Here is a 19273-nt window from a genome sequence, read left to right on the forward strand (position 1 = left end):
TCACCATCCTACTCGTTTTTCGGTTTTGCCGTCAGTCTGATATCACGGCCAATTTGGGTTATATCTGTGAATTGTAATAAGGGGACATCTTTCATTGATTGAAAACCTTCACCGGAGATTAAGCTGGGAGCAAGCGTTCCTCCGATTAATTTAGGGGCAAAATAGTAGATGATCTCTTGAAAACAGCCTGCTTTGACGAAGCTTCCGTGAACAGCTGATCCGCCTTCCACATACACCGACATGATGCCTTCTTCCGCAAGGATTTTCAGTACATCGGAAATTGGTATACGATCTGTTTCCAGAGTAAATATTTTCACGCCAAAAGCGGAAAACCGTTTTTTCTTCTCCTCATCAGCACGTGTTGTTGTAAAAATCCAAGTCGGCGCTGCCTGATCGCAAATCACATTGGCGTCATCGGGAATCGAAAGTTCGGTATCAAGTATCACCCTGACCGGCTGTTTTGAAACATTCGGGAGCCTGCAGGTTAAGCTTGGATTGTCAGCCTTCACAGTGCCTGCTCCGACCAAAATGCTTTGATGTGATTTCCTGTATTGCTGAGCATCCTGTCTTGCAGCTTCTGATGTGATCCATTTGCTGTCACCTGTACTGGTCGCTGTTTTTCCGTCTAGGCTTGCGGCAGCTTTTAATGTGACGTAAGGGAGGCCTGTCCTCATGAAATGCAGAAATTTTTCATTCAGCTGTTCCGCCTGATCTGCCAGAATGCCTTCCTTTACTTCGATGCCGGCTTCTTCTATCATGCTGATTCCCCGTCCGGCCACAAGCGGGTTAGGATCTCTCATTGCGACAAATACTCTCTTTATCCCGGACTTGATAATCAGTTCGGCACAAGGCGGTGTTTTTCCGTAATGGCTGCATGGTTCAAGGGTGACATAAATATCAGCGTCTTTCACATGTGCGCCTGCCATATGAATAGCATGGACTTCCGCGTGAGCTTCACCGTATTTTAAATGGGCGCCCATCCCGACAATCTGTCCGTCCTTCACCACAACAGCGCCTACGAGCGGATTCGATTCGGTCTGTCCTTCACCCTGCTTCGCAAGATCCAACGCCAGTTTCATATAATACTCTTCCATCTGTTTTCCCCTCCCTTCTTTATTCATTTACCGTCAAAAAAGCCCCGAATTTAAGAAAAATTCGGGGCTTTAGGTATTTTACGCAATAGGAAATAACACTATGCATGTTGATACATTTTGCATAGCGGTTCTTCATCCTTCTCCCATCCAGACTTTCACTGTCGGCTTCAGCTTAAACTGAATCCACCGCGTACATATGTGCACACGGGTCACGGGCTCTAAAGCGCATGTCGCTTTACTACCGCCGGTCGGGATTTCCACCCTGCCCCGAAGGATACAATCTTTATTCATTTGTCCTTAATGGCTATTATAGCGATCCTTTCTTAAGTACGCAATGAAATAAACTTACAATTTGAGAAATCAAAAAAACACCCATCGTTCCGAAAGGTGTTTTTTCACTTAATCATTTACTTTTGCAACCTTGATTAAACCGTCGATCCGCTTTGATTTGCTGAAGTACGCCTTAATCTTATCGCCTTCTTTTATATCAGACAAATCTTGATTTAACTTTTTTCCGTTGAAGATGATCTTCGTGCCGTTTTCTGCTTCTCCATGATATTCGGTGCCGTCAATTTTTGTCACTTGATATTCCTCGATTGTATACTCTTCTTCTTCGGAGGACAAGGTTTGTCCAATCGCTGTCGGAACGTCTTTCAGTTCAACATCATTTATGTACATATACCCCCCTGCAAGTAAAACCAGTAGCACTAACAGAATGGTAATCTTGGTTTTTATTCTTCCCATTTTAAAAAACCTCCAGCCAATATGAATCTATTCATTCATATGAGTTATTCCTTTTTTTCATGAATAAAAAACCGTAAATTCTCGTAAATTATTAATATAACGATGCATAACGGGAATATGTTTCGCATTTCTGCAAAAATTTCTTTTCTATAGATATACGAATTTATGTTCTGGTTTTAGGGGATGCATGAGAAAAAGAATAAAAAAGCAGCTCCTTTTCAGGAAACTGCTTATACCTAGTTGGTTTTACGAATGTCGTTAAATGGGAAGAAAACAAACTTTGACGTACCCGCAATTTGTTTTTTCGTAAAGAGTCCAAGCCCGTTTCGGCTGTCCATTGAGTATCGGCGGTTATCACCCATAACAAAATATTTGTTATCAGGCACTTTGATCGGGCCGAAATCATCAGTTAGATGGTCATATCCATCTTCTTTTGCTTGCTTTTTATTTGCCTTCAAATAAGGCTCAGCCACTTTTTTTCCATTGATATAAAGCTGGTCGTTTTTCATTTCGACTGTGTCTCCCGGCAAGCCGATCAGCCGCTTGACATAGTGGACATCATCCCCGTTTAGCACGATGATATCCCCTCTCTTAAACTCGCCTATGTACTTAACTGTCATATTGACAAATACCCTTTCATGGTCATGAAGGGTAGGCTCCATGGACTCACCGTCAACGACATACGGCGCAAAAATAAAATTGCGGATGAGTAATGCCAGAACAACTGCGATAATAATCGCTTTGGCCCATTCAAATATTGATTTTTTCTTAGAAACGGTTTCCGCTTTCAACTGAGTTCCTCCAATAAACAACGGTCTTCAATTTATGTTATCACGAATCGATAAGAAATCCCATTAGGACCATTGAAGAAAATTTTCACATCTATTTATTCTTCTGCCAGAATCAATTTGTTCCATTTCCTAATGAAATCGGGAGAAGAATCAATCAGCCTCCAAAGAACAAATCCAATATATTGCCGGCAGTTGAAGTTTCTTTATTATAAAACTCCGAATATCCGCATTTCTTACAGTAGACGACGAGAAAACGGTTATGCTGCACATCAAACAACTTTGACAATCCGGTTCCAGTTGTGGCAATTTCTTTTTGCCCAGCTTCAGTGCTTCCGCATTTTATACAGCCCTTGTTGTTCATCAAACGCAGCCCCTTTTCAAAAAAATGACATTGATATGATTTCATTTTACTACAAATGCCGTTTGGGAAGAAGCATGTCAACTTTAAAATTTGTTTAATTTTTCCGTGATGAGTGTATCTGACTGTAAGGAATGCTCCACCCCATACAAACCCGGACTAGCTTACAATCTTTTTTTCGAGTTCGTTTAAGCTATTTCATACGGTCTCTAATATGTATGAAGAGGAGAAGAGATAGGGATGATTTCCACATTACGATGAATCATATTGAACGGAACAGCGTAGGCAGTGCATGTTCTATAAGCCCGCTGAACGTATCAACATTAGTGTTTTGGTTCCGTCGGATTGAATACAATTGTGATTGAACACTTATGATTTGAAACATAGCTATAGGATTTAACTCAAATCTCTCTATGCCTCCTCGTTCTACCTTAAAAACGTCTGTTTGTTAACTGTCACAGCCAGATCAGGCTGTGAGCGAAAAGAAAAAGCTCCCTCATATCGGGGAGCTTTCTGCCTGCCTATTAGCCTTCTACGCGAACTTCTTTCATCACGTCACCGTTAGACATGTTTTTCGCGAATTCTAGACCGCTTGTTACTTTGCCAAATACAGTGTGAACACCATTTAAATGAGGCTGCGGCTCATGGACGATGAAAAATTGGCTGCCGCCAGTATCTTTTCCTGCGTGTGCCATAGAGAGCGCGCCCGCTTCATGTGTGTGCGGGTTTCCTTCTGTTTCACATTTGATTGTGTATCCGGGACCGCCTGTGCCAGTACCGTGCGGGCATCCGCCTTGGCTGACGAAGCCTGGAATTACTCGGTGGAATGTAAGTCCGTCGTAAAATCCTTCGTTTGCAAGCTTTTCAAAGTTTGCAACTGTACCCGGTGCTGCTTCCGGATAAAGTTCAAATTCAATTTTGTTGCCGTCTTCTAATAAAAAGTAACCTGTTTTCAATTGTATGCCCACTTTCTTTATTTTAATTTTCAAAGGAGAAATTTATGTATCATCATTATGGCTTGTCTCTCCTTGTCGCGGCTATTATACCACACCTTTTTTGGGAAAACGACTCTCCCGGCTTTTCTCCAAAATAAAAATGAAACCTGAACCTCTCTATCTCCGTCTAACCTATCGGAACTGTATTTTTCATCATGATTCAGGTCCTCGCAAAGCAGCTTTAACTGCTGCTTGTGAAATGAAGGAGGTCAACTGCTTTGAAAAAAATATGGATTGGAATGCTGGCAGCGGCCGTTTTGCTGCTGACGATTCCGAAAGTCAGTCTCGCGGATGCCGCAGTCGGAGATGTCATCGTGACACTTGGTGCAAATTTGTCAGAATCAGATAAGCAAAAAGTGCTTGATGAAATGAATGTCCCTGATAATGCCACAACCGTGACCGTTACCAATAAGGAAGAACACGAATATTTAGGAAAATATATACCAAGCGCGCAAATTGGCTCAAGAGCGATTTCATCATCGTCTATTACCATTGCCAAAAAAGGCTCCGGATTAAATGTTGAGACACATAATATCAGCGGCATTACGGATGAAATGTACCTCAATGCCTTGATGACAGCCGGCGTTAAGGACGCGAAGGTTTATGTTACCGCTCCGTTTGAAGTGTCCGGTACTGCGGCTTTGACAGGCTTGATTAAAGCATATGAAGTTTCTTCTGACGAAGCGATTTCTGAAGACGTTAAGCAAGTCGCCAACCAAGAGCTTGTGACGACCTCAGAGCTTGGTGACAAAATCGGTGACGAAAATGCGGCTGCGCTGATTGCAAAAATAAAAGAAGAGTTTGCTAAAAACGGTGTGCCTGACAATAAAGCCGATATTGAGAAAAAAGTGGATGATGCGGCTTCCGATTTAAACGTCACACTGACAGACAGCCAAAAGGATCAGCTTGTATCCTTGTTCAATAAGATGAAGAATGTTGATATCGACTGGGGACAGGTCGGTGACCAGCTTGATAAAGCGAAAGATAAGATTAGTAAATTTTTAGACTCAGATGAAGGCAAGAACTTTATCCAGAAAGTCATTGATTTCTTCGTTTCCATCTGGAACGCGATTGTTTCTATATTCAAATAAAAAAAGCGCCGAATTCCCGGCGCTTTTTTCATTGCTTCACACTCGTTTTAAATGGCAGATCCAGTTTTACAATATCCTCGTACGTTTCTCTTTTTACGACTAAATGAGCCTCTCCGTTTTCTACAAATACAACAGCAGGTCTTGGAATTCTATTATAATTATTGGCCATGCTGTAGCCATAAGCGCCTGTACAGAAAACAGCAAGCAGATCTCCTTCTTTTACTTCCGGCAGGTCAATATCCCAAATGAGCATATCTCCGCTTTCACAGCACTTGCCGGCAATCGATACCGTTTTATCGTGCGCTTCTCCGATACGGTTAGCTGTAACGGCTTCATATTTTGCCTGATAGAGAGCCGGACGGATATTGTCGTTCATTCCTCCGTCAACAGCTACATACTGCCGGACACCCGGCACTTCTTTTTGGGAGCCGACTGTATAAAGTGTTGTGCCTGCGTCTCCTACAAGCGAGCGGCCCGGTTCGATCCAAATTTCCGGTATGTCAAATCCATAGCGGGCTGCATTTGTTTTTACAGCTTCGATGATTTTTTCTACATATTCAGTGGCATGAAGCGGTTCATCTTCTTCCGTATAACGAATGCCAAAACCGCCTCCAAGGTTCAGCACCTTTGAAACAAATGAGTAAGCTTCTCTCCATTCGTCAAGTTTTTTGAAGATTTTTTCTGCAGCTAGCACGAAACCGGCTGTATCAAAAATTTGCGAACCGATATGGCAATGAACTCCCAGCAGCTGAATGTGTTCTGATTGTAAAACCTGTTCAATCGCCTGTTCAGTTTGTCCGTTATGAAGGTCAAAACCAAACTTTGAATCTTCCTGTCCCGTTGTAATGTAGTCATGTGTATGCGCCTCTACTCCGGGGGTAATCCGCAGGAGAACATCAATTGAGTGCCCAGTTTCTTTGCACAGGTCTTCAAGTATCGAGATTTCATAGAAATTATCAACCACAATGCAGCCGATACGGTGTTCAAGCGCCATCCGCAGCTCTTCCCTGCTTTTGTTATTTCCGTGAAAGTGAATGCGTTCCGCCGGAAATCCTGCTGCAACAGCTGTGTAAAGTTCTCCTCCAGACACGACATCTAAGGAAAGCCCTTCTTCCTCGGCAAGCTGAATCATCGCAACAGAAGAGAATGCCTTGCTCGCATAAGCGACCTGCGCTGTCAGCCCTGCAGTTATAAATGCCTGCTTAAAGCTTTTAGCACGCTCACGTATTAAAGCCACATCATATACGTAAAGAGGCGTGCCGTATGTTTCAGCTAAATAGAGAGCGTCCACACCTCCGATTTCCAAATGCCCATGTTGATTTTGTCTGCTAGTGCCGTGTAAGAACAATGTCATTCCCTCTTTCTCCGCTTATGGGTGAAAAGGACAGTTTTATGGACTGTCCTTTCATAATTAAGACATACATTATCATACTCTTCAGTCAGTTTCAATGCGATTATGAATTGGTAGGCTGTCTTAAGCGATTTCTTGGGTGAACAATGCTTGGTCTTACATTCGCACCAGGTTTCGCCGTGCGAATCAGCACCTGCCACAGCGCCTTTCCGTTAAACGGAATGAGTGGCCATAGGTATGGGGTTTGAAGGGATTTTATGCTGGCCATGGCAATAATCAGAACAGTAAATCCTATAACGAGCCCTTTTACATGAAAGAGTGCTACTAATATCATAAGTGTAAGACGGGCCATTTTATTTGCCAGGCTTAATTCATAGCTTGGCGTCGTAAAGGTTCCAATAGCGGCAAGCGAGACATACAGTATGACTTCAGGAGAGAACAGCCCCACATCAATGGCAATTTGCCCGATTAGAACCGCGGCAATTAATCCCATTGCAGTAGATAAAGCGGTCGGTGTGTGAATAGCCGCCATTCTGAGAAACTCAATTCCTAAATCAGCTAAGAAAATCTGCAGAATGATCGGGATGTGCATATCTTTATTCAACCCGATAAATTTTAGATTCTCTGGCAGCAGTTCCGGTTGAAGAACAAAGAGAAACCAGATGGGGAGAAATAAAGTAGAAGCAAGAATGCCGAAAAATCGTACCCATCTTAAAAAAGTTCCCACAGAAGGAGCCTGTCTGTATTCTTCAGCATGCTGAACATGATGGAATAAGGTTGTCGGCGTTATGATCACACTCGGCGATGTATCAACCATAATCACGACATGGCCTTCAAGTACGTGATTGGCCGCCACATCGGGCCTTTCTGTATAACGGACGAGCGGAAACGGGTTGTAGCTTTGTTTGATAATAAACTCTTCGACTGTTTTGTCTGCCATTGTTAATCCGTCGACATCAATGGCGGCAATTTCTTTTTCCACGATGTCAACCAGATCCGGATCAGCAATGTCTTCTATATAACAAATGCTCAGATCCGTTTTTGAACGCTCGCCGACCTTTGTCATCTTGACGCGAAGGCGTTCGTCCCTGATCCGTCTTCTGAGAAGCGCGGTATTGACGACGATATTTTCAACAAATCCGTCTCTGGCCCCTCTTACCACCTTTTCCGTATCCGGTTCTTCCGGATTTCTTCCCGGATAGCTTCTGACATCAATGATAAAAGCAAATCCTGCACCTTCGACAATAACTGCAACTAACCCGGACAGCACCTGGTCGGTGGTTTCATCCAGCGTTTTTACTTTTTCGACCTGAGCGTTGAGCAGTCTGTTTTCAACGATATCGACCAGCTCTTCAGGGTCCTCTTTTCCTGTCCGGTTGTTAATGGCAACAAGCTCTCTCATTAAGTGAATGATAAAGGCAGTGTCACATAATCCATTCAAATAGTACAGCTGAACTTCTCTGTCTAAAATGGTAAGCTTGCGAACACCTACATCATAGCTGATTCCCATTCCGACGCGATTTTTAAAATAAGCTTCATTTTTGTCTGGATTCCGATAAACCCGGATTTTCTCTTCCTGTTTGTCCGGCATGATACCCGCTCCTTTCTAAAATAAACTCGACCGCTTTCATGGTGATTGGCGACCCTTTCGATATATCGTCTTTCCTGCCCATTTTGCCGATATCCCCGATACCAACGATAAGCGGCAGATCAAGTTTATCAAGGCAATAGACCGTATCCCCGTTCATTCTGTGTTCATCGAATTCCCTCTCTCCGATTTTATCCACGCCGTATTCTGTTATCTCTCCATTGCGGTCAATGCTTACGTCAACCCTGGTCCATTCAGCCTGATGGGTTTTCGACGCTACCGCAATCACACCGAGCACTTCAATTGCCGGATGAGTGGCCACATAGGTCAGAGCGGTTTCTCCCGGTCCCTCTCCTTGAAGGCCGGAGTCGTCAAACATGACAAATACAGGGTCATATGGTGCTGATGTAATCAGCCTGACAAGCTCGGCGCCGCTGCGGGTGGAGGGATTTCCTTTTGATTGAGAAATACATCTCCCTCCAACTCTTCTTGCAGCGTATTCAATTGTTTTAGCAGCATACACATCTCCGTCTGTTACCAGTATGACCTTGCGTTTTGTCGTCATCTCGGCATTATCCTTTCGGTTTAAAAATAACAGCGACGATAAAGGCGAATAGAATGGCGGCTGAGATACCGGCAGATGTCAGCTCGAATATCCCCATACCGATTCCGATAAATCCGTGTATATGCGCTTGATGCATGGCACCGTGCAGAAGGCTGTGGCCAAAGCTGACAATCGGAACCGTGGCGCCTCCTCCAGCAAACTCAATAAATTTATCGTAAATGCCAAAACCATCTAAAATCGCCCCGATGACGACAAAGGATGTCATGACGTGGGCAGGCGTCAATTTAAATATGTCCAGCAGCAGCTGCCCGACAATACAAATGGCGCCTCCGCAAACAAAAGCCAAAAGATAGTCCACTTAAGATGCACCTCCTGCACGTTCAAATACAACCCCGTGTGCGATGGTCGGAATGGTTTGTTTTTGCTGGATCATAGTCGGGCTTAACAGCGCCCCGGTTGCTACTACAAACACACGGTTTAATTTTCCTTCTTTCAGCTGCTTGAAAATATGTGAGTAGGTTACAACCGCGGAACAAGCGCAGCCGCTTCCTCCGGCAAACACCTGCTGATCCGGAGTGTAAATCAGAAGCCCGCAATCATCATGTTTTGTGCCGACCGGATATCCCTCTTCTTTCAAGATATCTTTGACAATAGGAGATCCGACGCCGGAAAGGTCTCCCGTCAGGATCAGATCGTAATCGTCTGCTGTGCGGTTCATGTCTTGAAAGTGCTGTTTAATGGTATCAGCAGCAGCAGGAGCCATGGCTGATCCCATATCAAACGGGTCGGTAATTCCTAAGTCAGCTACCTTCCCTATAGTTGCACTTGTAATTTGAATATCACTCGGTGTCTGACTGATAACAACCGCACCGCTCCCAGTTACAGTAGATGTCGCAGTATCCGGTTTTTGCCCGCCGTATTCCGTCGGATAGCGGAACTGTCTTTCGGCTGTGGCATTGTGACTGCTTGTAGCAGCAATCGCCCGATTTGCAAATCCGCCGTCGACTAAGGCAGATGCAACAGCAACTGTTTCCATTGATGTTGAGCATGCGCCAAACATGCAAAGAAACGGGATTTTCAGATGCCTTGCCACATAGTTGGCTGTGACATTTTGATTCAACAGATCGCCTGCAAGCAAAAGATCAATATCATCTTTTTTCAAATTGTTTTTTTGCAGCACGGTATTGATGGCGTCCTCCATTAGCTGCCTTTCAGCCATTTCCCAGCTTTTTTGATTACAGTGCATGTCGTCATAGGTTTTATCATATAAAGACCCGAGCGGACCGTCTTTTTCCTTAGGCCCTACTGCTGTTCCCGCTGCATTGACAAATAAGGGATGCTCAAACACCCAGGTTTGCTTTCCTGTTAATTTCATTTCTTTCTCCTCCTATGACATCAGTTTCTCAAAAGCAAACCGAATCATTCCGACGATGTAAGCAGCCACAACACCGAATACGATGACGTTTCCCGCCAGTTTAAACATGTTTGTCGCTACTCCCAATACTAAACCTTCGCTTTTATACTCAAGAGCCGCGCTTGCCATACTGTTGGCAAAGCCGGTGACAGGTACAGCTGATCCTGCGCCTGCAAACTGACCGATTCTGTCATAAATGCCGAATCCGGTGAGCAACGCTGACAATAGGATCAGCGTTGCCGCCGTAGGGTTTCCTGCTGTTTTTTCGTTAAAATCAAAAAAATGGATATAAAAATTCTGCAGACCTTGTCCGATCATGCAGATCAAACCGCCTACAAGAAAGGCTTTTACACAGTTCCATACGTAAGGCGGCTTTGGCTGATATGTTTTTACTTTTGATTTGTAGTTTTCTTTTATGTTTGTCATATTGAAACCTCCCTATGAATGATGAATAAAATACAGCCAATGAAATAAAGATCCCGCGATTTTTCCAATGACAATGGCCATTAATAGAATAATGATTTTACTTCTGAGGCCGATTCGTTTAGCCAAGATCGGCAGGACATTTAACACTTCTGTCAGCGCGGCTGCAAGCATCCCGACAAATACTCCGGCCAACAGCCCGACCGGCACGGCAATCCACTTTGATAAAAAGAGATGGTGCATATGAAGTGTTTCCCAGCCCCCGCAAACCGCACCGAGAATAACAGCCGCTTCATAAGCTTGAACAAATCTCATCGTTTTGGTGAGCTGCATCAGACGCGGAATGATTCCCATCACGGTTAAAAAAGCCACGAAACCTGCCCCGACTGTGATGCCTCCGCCGAGCCCGACAAAAATGATGAACAATACACTAACGATCATGCAGGTCCTTTATTGTTTCTTCATTTTCATGCATGGCCACATATTGATCGAGATCAAGCTGATAGTTAAACATTTCAACCTCCAGCGGGCTGGGCTCTTCATTGAGGCGCTTTTTAAAAATGTGGTTAAAAAACACAATCATCCCCAGTCCCAAACCGATGCTGTAAGGGATTTGAAGTAAATATGGATAGTCATTCCGCTCTCCGGTTATGATTTCATATAGCGCAATATGAACATCTCCCATGCTGACATCCTCATGGAAGTTCATGATGGCGAGGCACGATCCGATAAACAGCAGCAGCCAGACACCAATAAAAAGAACGGTTGATATGTGCCGTTTCTGATACTGAATTTCAACAATGGTTTCAGCTCCGCCCACAGTTTGAACATCAAGTGTGGGATCCTGCTGATAAATGGCTTTGAGCACTTTTATGATATCCAGAATTACGATATTTTTATCTTTTTCGCTCACCTGATACAGCGGCATAGCCGACAGTTTCTTTTTCAGCTGATGCTGCCCTTCTATTTGCGCGGCATCCCCGACCGTTATGATATCCCCCGGATGTGCCAAAACGCGGTGGCGAAGCCTGATAAATAGTCGTCGTTCCATCATTGATCACCATCTTTCGGTGGTTATATATGTAGTATGTGGTTCGATTTTGTTCTCATTCATCCGCTTGAAAAGACCATAAATTACCACACTTTTGCAAAACAAAAAGCCAGCCTGCAGTGACAGACTAGCTTTCCGTATGATCCATTTGAACCTTGATTTGCTTTAATATTTTCTTTTCAAGCCTGGATACCTGCACCTGAGATATCCCCAGCCGCTCAGCAACTTCTGACTGCGTCTGATCTTTATAATACCGAAGATAGACGATTAATTTTTCCCTTTCTTCTAAATCGCTTATGGCTTCTTTCAGCGCAATTTTATCAAACCATTTCTCTTCTGAGTTATCGGCGATTTGGTCAAGTAGGGTAATCGGATCTCCGTCATTTTCATAAACTGTCTCATGAATCGAAGACGGGGCTCTTACTGCCTCTTGGGCAAGCACGACATCTTCAGCTTCAATTTCCAAGTGTTCGGCGATTTCCTGTACGGTCGGCACCCTGCCCAGTGTTTTTGAAAGTTCATCTTTCGCTCGGCGGATTTTGTTGCCAAGCTCTTTTAATGATCTTGACACCTTGACAGTTCCGTCATCACGGATAAAACGCTGGATTTCGCCGATAATCATCGGCACTGCATATGTCGAGAAGCGCACATCATAGGTTAAATCAAATTTATCAACAGATTTTAACAGCCCGATGCAGCCAATCTGAAAGAGGTCATCAGGCTCATATCCTCTGTTTAAAAACCGCTGTACGACAGACCAAACAAGACGCATGTTTTTTTCTATGAGGAGGTCTCTTGCCTGCTGGTCGCCATCTTGGCTCTGTTTGATTAATTCTTTTACTTCATGGTCCTTCAACTGAGCGTTCTTACCGTTTTTCTTAACCTCCACATCCATAACAAATCTCCTTAATTACAAAGCGCTTTGCTTTTTGATAAGTGCTTTGTTAAGCGAATCGTCGTCCCCATTTCGGGTGATGAATCGATACTGACATCATCCATGAAATTTTCCATAATGGTAAAGCCCATTCCAGAACGCTCCAGCTCAGGCTTTGTTGTGAATAAAGGCTGCCGGGCTTCTTCCAAATCTGTAATGCCGAGCCCTTCATCACGGATGGTCATATATACGACATGATCTTCCAGCGTCACCGAAATATATACTTTTCCGTCGCCATTTTCTTCGTACCCATGGATGATGGCATTCGTCACCGCTTCTGACACCACGGTTTTGATCTCGGTGAGTTCATCCATGGTCGGGTCAAGCTGTGCAATAAATGAAGCAACTGTCACACGCGCAAACGATTCATTTTGGCTGAGAGCAGAAAATTCAAGGTGCATTTCATTTTTCATGATGCCACCCCCAGCGTGAGCAGTGCCTGCTGCTCAGATTGTTCAAAACGAATAATTTTAAACAGGCCAGACATATCAAACAGCCGTTTCACTGCCGGAGAGATGGCGCAAACGACCATTTCCCCGCCAATTTGCTTAATTTGTTTGTATCTGCCTAAAATAACGCCAAGCCCCGAGCTGTCCATAAAGGAAAGGTCCTCCAGATTCAGCACGATATGACGAATATCATCCTTTTCCAATGATTCCGTTACTTTTTGTTTCAGCGTTTCAGCCGTATGGTGATCGAGTTCGCCTGTTAATCGAATACAAAGCACTGATTCTTTGACATGCATGTCAATTCCAAGGCTCATGCTCATTCCTCCTTGATATGATCGGATAATGAGTGTTTCGATTTCGCAGGAATGAATTCCTTCACCGTGACAAAACTAGTGATCATTCGGCATAATTACTTAAATTTTGTCCAATCTCCCATTGCCCTCTTTAAAAACGTTAAGTATCCGGCTTTTTCCATATCATCTTTAGCGACGACAGGACTTTCAGCAAGCACTTTTCCGTCCTTCTTCAACACCAGCGTGCCAAGCTCTTGGCCCTTTTGAACCGGAGCGCTTACATTGTTGTTCATTTTAATTTCTTTTTTCACATGTTTCATATCCTCGCCTTTTTTCGTCAATACAGAAATCGGCTCAGAAGTGGTGAGTTCTATCACTTTTTGTTTGCCTTTTTTGACCTTTGCTTTTGCTACCGTTTCATTTCGTTTGTATAAAGGATGTGTCTCATATTGGCTGAAAGCATAATCAAGCATCTTTGTGACTTGCGCATTTCTTTCCTTAGGTGTGCTTGCCCCGAACACAACGGCAATCGCCCGCATGTTCCCTTTTTTAGCCGAAGCGGTCAGGCAGTATTTCGCTTCTCCTGTATAGCCTGTTTTTACGCCGTCTACACCGGGATAAAATTTGATAAGCCTATTTGTATTCACTAACCAAAACTTTTTATCTGTGTTTTCACGTAAATAATCCTCATACGTACCTGTAAACTTGGTGATTGATTCATATTTCAATAATTCCTTAGCCATAATTGCCATGTCATAAGCCGAGCTGTAATGCCCTTCCTCAGTCAAGCCGGTCGGGTTTTTAAAGGATGTATCTTTTAAACCCAGCTCTTTCGCTTTTTTGTTCATTTTTTTCACAAATTCATCCTCGGAGCCTGAAATAAATTCAGCCATCGCTACGGATGCGTCATTTCCTGATGCAATCGCAATGCCCTTCAGCATTTCTGTAACTGTCATTTCCTCCCCGGGCTCAAGGAAAATCTGTGATCCGCCCATTGAAGCAGCATGTTCGCTCGTACGGACCTTATCACTCATCTTGATTTTTCCTTCGTCTAAGGCTTCCATGATTAAAAGCATCGTCATGATTTTTGTCATGCTTGCAGGCGCCAGTCTCTCACGGCTGTTCTTGTTGTAAAGCACTTTTCCAGTATCACGTTCAATCAGCACCGCAGACTTGGCTTCATGAGCAAGCTCCGATGTATGTTTTCCGTCTTGTTTTGCAAATGCGGACGGTGCAAATGTAAGCAGCATCATACCAATCAACAAAGTGGATAAAAGACGTTTCATCTCAAAAGCCCTCCATTTCATAATCCTTTTTATTTTTTCCAAGCTGAATGGTTTTATACACCACTGTTGGAAAATGTTTCGGGACTTTTTCGACATAAAAAAAGACAGCTGTTTCGATTAGAAACAGCTGTCTTCTTATTTTTTCTAAATTCCATTTTTATTCGTACTTAGCAACTACCGCTTTCACAAGCTGCAAGAATCCGGCTTTCACCTTTTCTGTCACTTCCATGACCTCATCGTGAGATAAAGGCTGATCCAAAATTCCGGCTGCTGCGTTCGAAATGCAGGAAATGCCGAGTACGCGGAGACCCGCATGGTTTGCCACAATCACTTCCGGTACGGTAGACATGCCGACTGCATCAGAACCCATTGTTCTTAAAAAGCGCACTTCCGCCGGTGTTTCGTAGGAAGGACCTGTCACAGCGGTATACACACCTTTTTGAATTGGAATGTTAAGGTCTTTCGCCATTTTTTCAGCCAGGCTGGATAGATCTTTATCATAGGCTGAAGACATATCAGGAAATCTGGCGCCGAAATCTGCTTCGTTTGGCCCGATTAATGGGTTTGTCCCCATAAAGTTAATGTGATCTGTAATGATCATTAAGTCTCCCGCACGGAATTCAGTGTTTACGCCCCCTGCCGCATTTGTCACGATCAAAGCCTCGACTCCGAGCGCTTTCATGACGCGAACAGGAAAAGTGACTTTTTCCATTGAATAGCCTTCATAGAAATGAAAGCGGCCCTGCATGGCGATGACGGTAACTCCCTCAAGTGTGCCAAGCACAAGCTGTCCGGCGTGTCCCTCAACCGTTGATACCGGGAATTCCGGGATATCCTCATATTTCAGCTTAACAGGATTTTCGATTTCATCAGCCAAAATACCAAGACCTGAGCCTAAAATAAGGCCGATCTTTGGTGATTCAGGCAAGTTTTGTTGAATAAAAGCGGCTGCGCGTTCGATTCTGTTTTTCAAGAAACAGTCCCCCTATTGTAATAAAGATAAAAAGCTTTTACCGTATTTCGGTTTTTTTGTTTGGAAGTTATCGGCGATGGTTGCTCCGATATCGGCAAATGTATCTGCGAGCGGCAGCATTTGCGCTTTCTCATGTTTTTTGCTGTATGCAAGAATCGGCACATACTCACGTGTATGGTCTGTTCCGTGATGAATCGGATCATTGCCGTGATCGGCTGTAATGATTAACAGATCATCTTCTTTCATTTGTTCGAATACTTCCGGAAGACGAGCATCAAATTCTTCAAGCGCGCGTCCGTAGCCCTCCGGATCACGGCGATGGCCGTATAAGGCGTCAAAATCAACAAGGTTTGCAAAGCTCAGACCCGTAAAGTCTTCTCCGAGCGTGTCAACCACCTTGTCCATTCCATCCATATTGGATACCGTTCTGCGGGAAGATGTAATTCCTTCTCCATCATAAATATCAGAAATTTTTCCGATTGAAATGACATCTAAGCCACTGTCTTTCAATTCATTCATCACAGTGCGGTCAAACGGCTTAAGCGCATAGTCGTGGCGGTTTGGCGTCCGTTTGAAATGTCCCGGCTCGCCGACGAACGGCCGTGCGATAATACGGCCTACCATATATTTCGGATCAAGCGTCAGCTCTCTCGCCGTTTCACAAATGCGGTACAGTTCTTCAAGCGGAACAACTTCTTCGTGAGCGGCAATTTGCAGAACAGAGTCAGCTGAAGTGTACACAATTAAAGCGCCTGTCTCCATATGCTCTTTGCCGAGTTCATCCAAAATAGCTGTGCCAGAAGCCGGCTTGTTTCCAATAATTTTGCGGCCCGATCTTTTCTCAAGCTCCTGAAGCAGTTCATCAGGAAAGCCTTCAGGGAACACTTTAAACGGTTTATCAATGTATAAGCCCATGATCTCCCAATGGCCTGTCATTGTATCTTTGCCGTTTGACGCTTCTTGCATTTTTCCAAAGTACGCGAGCGGCTGTTCTGTTTTTTCAACGCCCTTGATATCACCAATAAGGCCAAGGCCGAGTTTTGCCATATTCGGCATATGTAATCCGTTCATGTGCTCGGCAATATGCCCGAGCGTATTGGCGCCTACGTCATTAAAGTCGGCGGCATCAGGCGCTTCGCCAATTCCGACTGAATCCATTACGATTAAAAACACGCGATTATATTTGTATGCAGGCATCATAAAAGCCTCCTTTTTTTCTATACGTCTATTGTATCGCCTAGAGGTCTGACAACTCAAGTATAAACCGTTTTCATTCCTGTTGACAATGCATTTGAAAATAATGAGAAACTTCATTATTTTCTGTCTGGCCTAAAGAAAAAAGCCGCAGCCTGCTGCGGCTAGGCACGCGGATGGTACTGCTTGTACACATCCTTCAGCCTTGTTTTCGTCACATGCGTATAGATTTGCGTCGTAGATATATCCGCATGGCCGAGCATTTCCTGCACCGCTCTTAAATCAGCCCCGTTTTCAAGCAGATGCGTTGCAAAGGAATGCCTGAGTGTATGCGGGGTGAGCTCTTTTTTGATTCCGGCTTCGAGCGCGATTTTCTTCAGATTTTTCCAAAACCCCTGGCGGCTGATCTGCTTGCCGTGATGATTTAAAAAGAGTGCGTCAGACACTTTGTTCTTCAGCAGTTTCCCCCTGGCTTTCATCATATATTCTTCAATAGCAGAAGCAGCGGTTTCACCGATCGGCACAATCCGCTCTTTCCTTCCTTTTCCGAAGCAGCGGACAAATCCCATTGACAAATGGACATCTGTCGTTTTCAATTCAATCATTTCACTGACTCGGATACCTGTGGCGTAGAGCAGCTCCAGCATCGCTTTATCCCGATAGCCAAAAGGACTCGTAAGCTTGGGCGTGTCCAACAGCCGCTCAACCTCGTTCAGCGCCAGCACCTTCGGAAGCGTCCGTTCTGTTTTTTGTGTTTCGATATGTACGGAAGGGTCTTTGTCCGTCACCTTTTCCCTAAGCAGAAATTGATGAAAAGAGCGAATCGATGCCAAATGCCGCGCTGATGTCTTTCCGGATTTCCCCGAGTCTTTCAAGTGCTTCAAATATTGGATAATATGTATACGGGTCACATCGTTCCAATTATTGATATGAAGGGTTTCTGTTAAATAAAGAGAATAGCTTTTCAAGTCACGCTCATAGGAGACCACCGTATTTTGAGAAAGCCCTCTCTCTACCATGACATAGTGGATGAAATCCTTTATTTGATCTTTCACTCTAGATCTACTCCCCATTTTGGTAAAAAAAGATTAACCGGTCAAACCATCCGCCTTTTTCTTCCGCATCCATTTCAACAACTTTTACGGCAGAGCCTTCCGGTTTATCGTACCGATGATAGTTTTCATACTCTTGATTTACCCATATCATAGCATAATAGAAGAGAGCGGTAAAACCTGTGAACAGAATAAAAACCTTCAATGTATCAACAGCCGTTTTCAGGAATCTTCCCATGTCCCAATCGATCCTTTCTCTATGGTTCCAGTTATTTAAACCATATGCCAAATCAGAAAGGAATTATACGTCGAAACAGCAAAAAACCCTTTCCCCAAGAGAAAAGGTTCGAGCCCGGCATCGTCTATTCAGTTTCTTTTCCGTTACAGCGGTGGCAAATGCCGTGAAACGTCAATCTATGATCTTTGATCTTAAATTTCCAATCACGTTCAATGACTTCTTCTACGTCTTCAAGCAAATCTTCTTCAATTTCATCAACGGCTCCGCACTCCATGCACACCAAGTGATGATGAAAGTGAGCTGCCCCCTCCTTACGAAGATCGTAACGGGACACGCCGTCTCCAAAGTTAATTTTATCAACGACTTTTAATTCAGTTAGTAATTCAAGCGTACGGTATACTGTTGCGAGACCGATCTCAGGAGATTTCTCTTTTACGAGGAGGTATACATCTTCTGCGCTTAAATGGTCTTCTTCGTTTTCAAGCAGCACTCTTACTGTCGCTTCACGCTGAGGCGTAAGTTTGTAGCTGGATGAGTGCAGCTGTTTCTTAATTCGATCAATACGGTTTTCCATGTCTTTCCCTCCTACGCCGCATTCCATGACTCATTATAACAAAATAAGCGCGGAGTTCCAACTATAATTATTATAAACTGATAAATAAAATGATTTTCTTTTAATAATATTTTTAAAAAAGTCGCGATGTCAGCTTTTCCATCAAAACAGGCGACATGTATGCTTCAAAGAGAGACGAGATCAGCGCTAAAAATAAAATGATCAGGAGAACAACAGCATACCGCCCGAACCACTGGATCGGCGCATCATGCAGACTTCGTTTGACGAACAGCTGCCTGATCAGCTTTAAAGAAAATGCAATCGCACACGTGCCCATAATGAGGTAAGCCGGAATAAGCAGCACATTTTGCGGCAAAACCGAGACAAAGGATAAGAAAAAACCGCTGATTCCCATCTGGTTGACGAGAAATCCCACAGTAAATCCGACAACAATTCCTTTTAGAAAAATCATAATGAAAATGATCGGCATACCAATCACAGAAATGCCTAAAATCCACATCAGCCCTAAATACTTTACATTATGAAAAATGCTTTGCCAAAACATATCGGATGAGCTGGCCTGCTTTCCGTCTGATAGCTGTCCGAAAAATTGGCTTAAATAATAATATAAATCTTCTTTCTGACTGATCGTCATGCTGTTGACAATAATAGCGCCAAAAATCACACCCATGAAAAACAGGACAGACACAAATATATAAAGAGAGAGATGATCCTTTACATGCCCGAGAAACATGTCCTTATAAGAAATTTTCCGCATATCGTTTCCTCCCGCCCGCTCTATTGATTTGATTTAATAGATTGTATGAAAGAAACGA

24 protein-coding genes and 1 riboswitch are annotated in these 19273 nt (G+C 43.8%); of the genes, 1 reads left to right on the forward strand and 23 read right to left on the reverse strand.

All coding sequences use genetic code 11. The annotated features are described in order from the left end of the window. Positions 1–8 precede the first annotated feature (8 nt). The 5 genes from ribD to NSS75_RS12465 all read right to left on the reverse strand — a co-directional run bounded on the left by ribD (position 9) and on the right by NSS75_RS12465 (position 3943). Positions 9–1094 (reverse strand): bifunctional diaminohydroxyphosphoribosylaminopyrimidine deaminase/5-amino-6-(5-phosphoribosylamino)uracil reductase RibD, encoded by a 1086-nt coding sequence (gene ribD / locus NSS75_RS12445; protein WP_024121914.1) that lies wholly within the window; start codon positions 1092–1094, stop codon positions 9–11. 131 nt (positions 1095–1225) lie between these two features. Then, positions 1226–1373: riboswitch (FMN riboswitch) on the reverse strand. 120 nt (positions 1374–1493) lie between these two features. Beyond that, complete coding sequence (locus NSS75_RS12450) at positions 1494–1838, reverse strand: hypothetical protein (RefSeq protein ID WP_024121915.1); 345 nt, start codon at positions 1836–1838, stop codon at positions 1494–1496. 236 nt (positions 1839–2074) lie between these two features. Further along, positions 2075–2629, reverse strand: a complete 555-nt coding sequence (gene lepB / locus NSS75_RS12455; RefSeq protein ID WP_103671741.1) for a signal peptidase I — start codon at positions 2627–2629, stop codon at positions 2075–2077. A gap of 154 nt (positions 2630–2783) precedes the next feature. Further along, positions 2784–2990 carry a zinc ribbon domain-containing protein gene (locus NSS75_RS12460; RefSeq protein WP_010334793.1) on the reverse strand — a complete coding sequence of 69 codons (207 nt, stop codon included), beginning with the start codon at positions 2988–2990 and terminating at the stop codon, positions 2784–2786. A 521-nt stretch (positions 2991–3511) separates the two neighbouring features. After that, on the reverse strand, positions 3512–3943 hold the full coding sequence (locus NSS75_RS12465) for a peptidylprolyl isomerase (RefSeq protein ID WP_003223931.1): 432 nt from the start codon (positions 3941–3943) through the stop codon (positions 3512–3514). Between the two features lie 257 nt (positions 3944–4200). Between NSS75_RS12465 and NSS75_RS12470 the strand changes: the two genes are divergently transcribed. Then, on the forward strand, positions 4201–5073 hold the full coding sequence (locus NSS75_RS12470) for a DUF1002 domain-containing protein (RefSeq protein ID WP_059336647.1): 873 nt from the start codon (positions 4201–4203) through the stop codon (positions 5071–5073). A gap of 28 nt (positions 5074–5101) precedes the next feature. Here NSS75_RS12470 and lysA read toward each other — a convergent pair whose 3' ends face one another. The 18 genes from lysA to spoIIM all read right to left on the reverse strand — a co-directional run bounded on the left by lysA (position 5102) and on the right by spoIIM (position 19215). Then, the gene (gene lysA, locus NSS75_RS12475) at positions 5102–6421 is read right to left on the reverse strand and encodes a diaminopimelate decarboxylase (protein WP_024121918.1); all 1320 of its coding nucleotides are present in this window, start codon (positions 6419–6421) and stop codon (positions 5102–5104) included. Between the two features lie 106 nt (positions 6422–6527). Continuing rightward, positions 6528–8015 carry a spore germination protein SpoVAF gene (gene spoVAF / locus NSS75_RS12480; RefSeq protein WP_106020048.1) on the reverse strand — a complete coding sequence of 496 codons (1488 nt, stop codon included), beginning with the start codon at positions 8013–8015 and terminating at the stop codon, positions 6528–6530. Further along, positions 7960–8577: a stage V sporulation protein SpoVABEA gene (gene spoVAEA / locus NSS75_RS12485; protein ID WP_095713213.1), complete on the reverse strand. Its 618-nt coding sequence runs from the start codon at positions 8575–8577 to the stop codon at positions 7960–7962. The genes spoVAF and spoVAEA overlap by 56 nt, the downstream gene beginning before the upstream one ends. 7 nt (positions 8578–8584) lie before the next feature. Beyond that, a complete protein-coding gene (gene spoVAE / locus NSS75_RS12490) occupies positions 8585–8935 on the reverse strand; it encodes a stage V sporulation protein AE (RefSeq protein ID WP_003230467.1) in 351 nt (116 codons plus the stop codon). Further along, positions 8936–9952, reverse strand: a complete 1017-nt coding sequence (gene spoVAD, locus NSS75_RS12495; protein ID WP_024121921.1) for a stage V sporulation protein AD — start codon at positions 9950–9952, stop codon at positions 8936–8938. A 12-nt stretch (positions 9953–9964) separates the two neighbouring features. Next, positions 9965–10417 carry a stage V sporulation protein AC gene (gene spoVAC / locus NSS75_RS12500; protein ID WP_024121922.1) on the reverse strand — a complete coding sequence of 151 codons (453 nt, stop codon included), beginning with the start codon at positions 10415–10417 and terminating at the stop codon, positions 9965–9967. Between the two features lie 12 nt (positions 10418–10429). Then, positions 10430–10855: a stage V sporulation protein SpoVAB gene (gene spoVAB / locus NSS75_RS12505; protein WP_024121923.1), complete on the reverse strand. Its 426-nt coding sequence runs from the start codon at positions 10853–10855 to the stop codon at positions 10430–10432. Beyond that, a complete protein-coding gene (spoVAA, locus tag NSS75_RS12510) occupies positions 10845–11465 on the reverse strand; it encodes a stage V sporulation protein SpoVAA (protein ID WP_044154790.1) in 621 nt (206 codons plus the stop codon). Before spoVAA ends, spoVAB begins: the two co-directional genes overlap by 11 nt. A 127-nt stretch (positions 11466–11592) precedes the next feature. Further along, positions 11593–12360, reverse strand: coding sequence for an RNA polymerase sporulation sigma factor SigF (sigF, locus tag NSS75_RS12515; protein WP_024121925.1), 768 nt, complete (start codon positions 12358–12360; stop codon positions 11593–11595). 11 nt (positions 12361–12371) lie between these two features. Continuing rightward, positions 12372–12812 (reverse strand): anti-sigma F factor, encoded by a 441-nt coding sequence (gene spoIIAB / locus NSS75_RS12520; protein WP_010334803.1) that lies wholly within the window; start codon positions 12810–12812, stop codon positions 12372–12374. Continuing rightward, positions 12809–13162, reverse strand: a complete 354-nt coding sequence (spoIIAA, locus tag NSS75_RS12525; protein WP_010334804.1) for an anti-sigma F factor antagonist — start codon at positions 13160–13162, stop codon at positions 12809–12811. The genes spoIIAB and spoIIAA overlap by 4 nt, the downstream gene beginning before the upstream one ends. Positions 13163–13257: 95 nt before the next feature. Then, complete coding sequence (locus tag NSS75_RS12530) at positions 13258–14427, reverse strand: D-alanyl-D-alanine carboxypeptidase family protein (protein ID WP_105991705.1); 1170 nt, start codon at positions 14425–14427, stop codon at positions 13258–13260. A 157-nt stretch (positions 14428–14584) separates the two neighbouring features. Next, positions 14585–15400 (reverse strand): purine nucleoside phosphorylase I, inosine and guanosine-specific, encoded by an 816-nt coding sequence (locus tag NSS75_RS12535; protein ID WP_339233263.1) that lies wholly within the window; start codon positions 15398–15400, stop codon positions 14585–14587. A 12-nt stretch (positions 15401–15412) separates the two neighbouring features. Beyond that, positions 15413–16597 (reverse strand): phosphopentomutase, encoded by a 1185-nt coding sequence (gene deoB / locus NSS75_RS12540; protein WP_024121929.1) that lies wholly within the window; start codon positions 16595–16597, stop codon positions 15413–15415. Between the two features lie 161 nt (positions 16598–16758). Further along, on the reverse strand, positions 16759–17649 hold the full coding sequence (gene xerD, locus NSS75_RS12545) for a site-specific tyrosine recombinase XerD (RefSeq protein WP_095713215.1): 891 nt from the start codon (positions 17647–17649) through the stop codon (positions 16759–16761). A gap of 7 nt (positions 17650–17656) precedes the next feature. Next, positions 17657–17884, reverse strand: a complete 228-nt coding sequence (locus NSS75_RS12550) for a YqzK family protein (RefSeq protein ID WP_010334808.1) — start codon at positions 17882–17884, stop codon at positions 17657–17659. Between the two features lie 124 nt (positions 17885–18008). Continuing rightward, positions 18009–18458 (reverse strand): ferric iron uptake transcriptional regulator, encoded by a 450-nt coding sequence (fur, locus tag NSS75_RS12555; protein WP_024121932.1) that lies wholly within the window; start codon positions 18456–18458, stop codon positions 18009–18011. A 112-nt stretch (positions 18459–18570) separates the two neighbouring features. After that, on the reverse strand, positions 18571–19215 hold the full coding sequence (gene spoIIM / locus NSS75_RS12560; protein WP_024121933.1) for a stage II sporulation protein M: 645 nt from the start codon (positions 19213–19215) through the stop codon (positions 18571–18573). Positions 19216–19273 lie beyond the last annotated feature (58 nt).

The sequence above is a fragment of the Bacillus sp. FSL K6-1012 genome, assembly GCF_037964915.1.
GTDB classification, from domain to species: domain Bacteria; phylum Bacillota; class Bacilli; order Bacillales; family Bacillaceae; genus Bacillus; species Bacillus halotolerans.

Excerpts from the sequence above, each read along its gene's own strand:
- ribD (WP_024121914.1), bottom strand. The coding sequence starts at position 1,094 with ATGGAAGAGTATTATATGAAACTGGCGTTGGATCTTGCGAAGCAGGGT.
- NSS75_RS12450 (WP_024121915.1), bottom strand. The coding sequence starts at position 1,838 with ATGGGAAGAATAAAAACCAAGATTACCATTCTGTTAGTGCTACTGGTT.
- NSS75_RS12460 (WP_010334793.1), bottom strand. The coding sequence starts at position 2,990 with ATGAACAACAAGGGCTGTATAAAATGCGGAAGCACTGAAGCTGGGCAA.
- spoVAF (WP_106020048.1), bottom strand. The coding sequence starts at position 8,015 with ATGCCGGACAAACAGGAAGAGAAAATCCGGGTTTATCGGAATCCAGAC.
- spoVAEA (WP_095713213.1), bottom strand. The coding sequence starts at position 8,577 with ATGACGACAAAACGCAAGGTCATACTGGTAACAGACGGAGATGTGTAT.
- spoVAD (WP_024121921.1), bottom strand. The coding sequence starts at position 9,952 with ATGAAATTAACAGGAAAGCAAACCTGGGTGTTTGAGCATCCCTTATTT.
- spoVAC (WP_024121922.1), bottom strand. The coding sequence starts at position 10,417 with ATGACAAACATAAAAGAAAACTACAAATCAAAAGTAAAAACATATCAG.
- spoVAB (WP_024121923.1), bottom strand. The coding sequence starts at position 10,855 with ATGATCGTTAGTGTATTGTTCATCATTTTTGTCGGGCTCGGCGGAGGC.
- spoVAA (WP_044154790.1), bottom strand. The coding sequence starts at position 11,465 with ATGGAACGACGACTATTTATCAGGCTTCGCCACCGCGTTTTGGCACAT.
- sigF (WP_024121925.1), bottom strand. The coding sequence starts at position 12,360 with ATGGATGTGGAGGTTAAGAAAAACGGTAAGAACGCTCAGTTGAAGGAC.
- spoIIAB (WP_010334803.1), bottom strand. The coding sequence starts at position 12,812 with ATGAAAAATGAAATGCACCTTGAATTTTCTGCTCTCAGCCAAAATGAA.
- spoIIAA (WP_010334804.1), bottom strand. The coding sequence starts at position 13,162 with ATGAGCCTTGGAATTGACATGCATGTCAAAGAATCAGTGCTTTGTATT.
- NSS75_RS12530 (WP_105991705.1), bottom strand. The coding sequence starts at position 14,427 with ATGAAACGTCTTTTATCCACTTTGTTGATTGGTATGATGCTGCTTACA.
- deoB (WP_024121929.1), bottom strand. The coding sequence starts at position 16,597 with ATGCCTGCATACAAATATAATCGCGTGTTTTTAATCGTAATGGATTCA.
- NSS75_RS12550 (WP_010334808.1), bottom strand. The coding sequence starts at position 17,884 with ATGGGAAGATTCCTGAAAACGGCTGTTGATACATTGAAGGTTTTTATT.
- fur (WP_024121932.1), bottom strand. The coding sequence starts at position 18,458 with ATGGAAAACCGTATTGATCGAATTAAGAAACAGCTGCACTCATCCAGC.
- spoIIM (WP_024121933.1), bottom strand. The coding sequence starts at position 19,215 with ATGCGGAAAATTTCTTATAAGGACATGTTTCTCGGGCATGTAAAGGAT.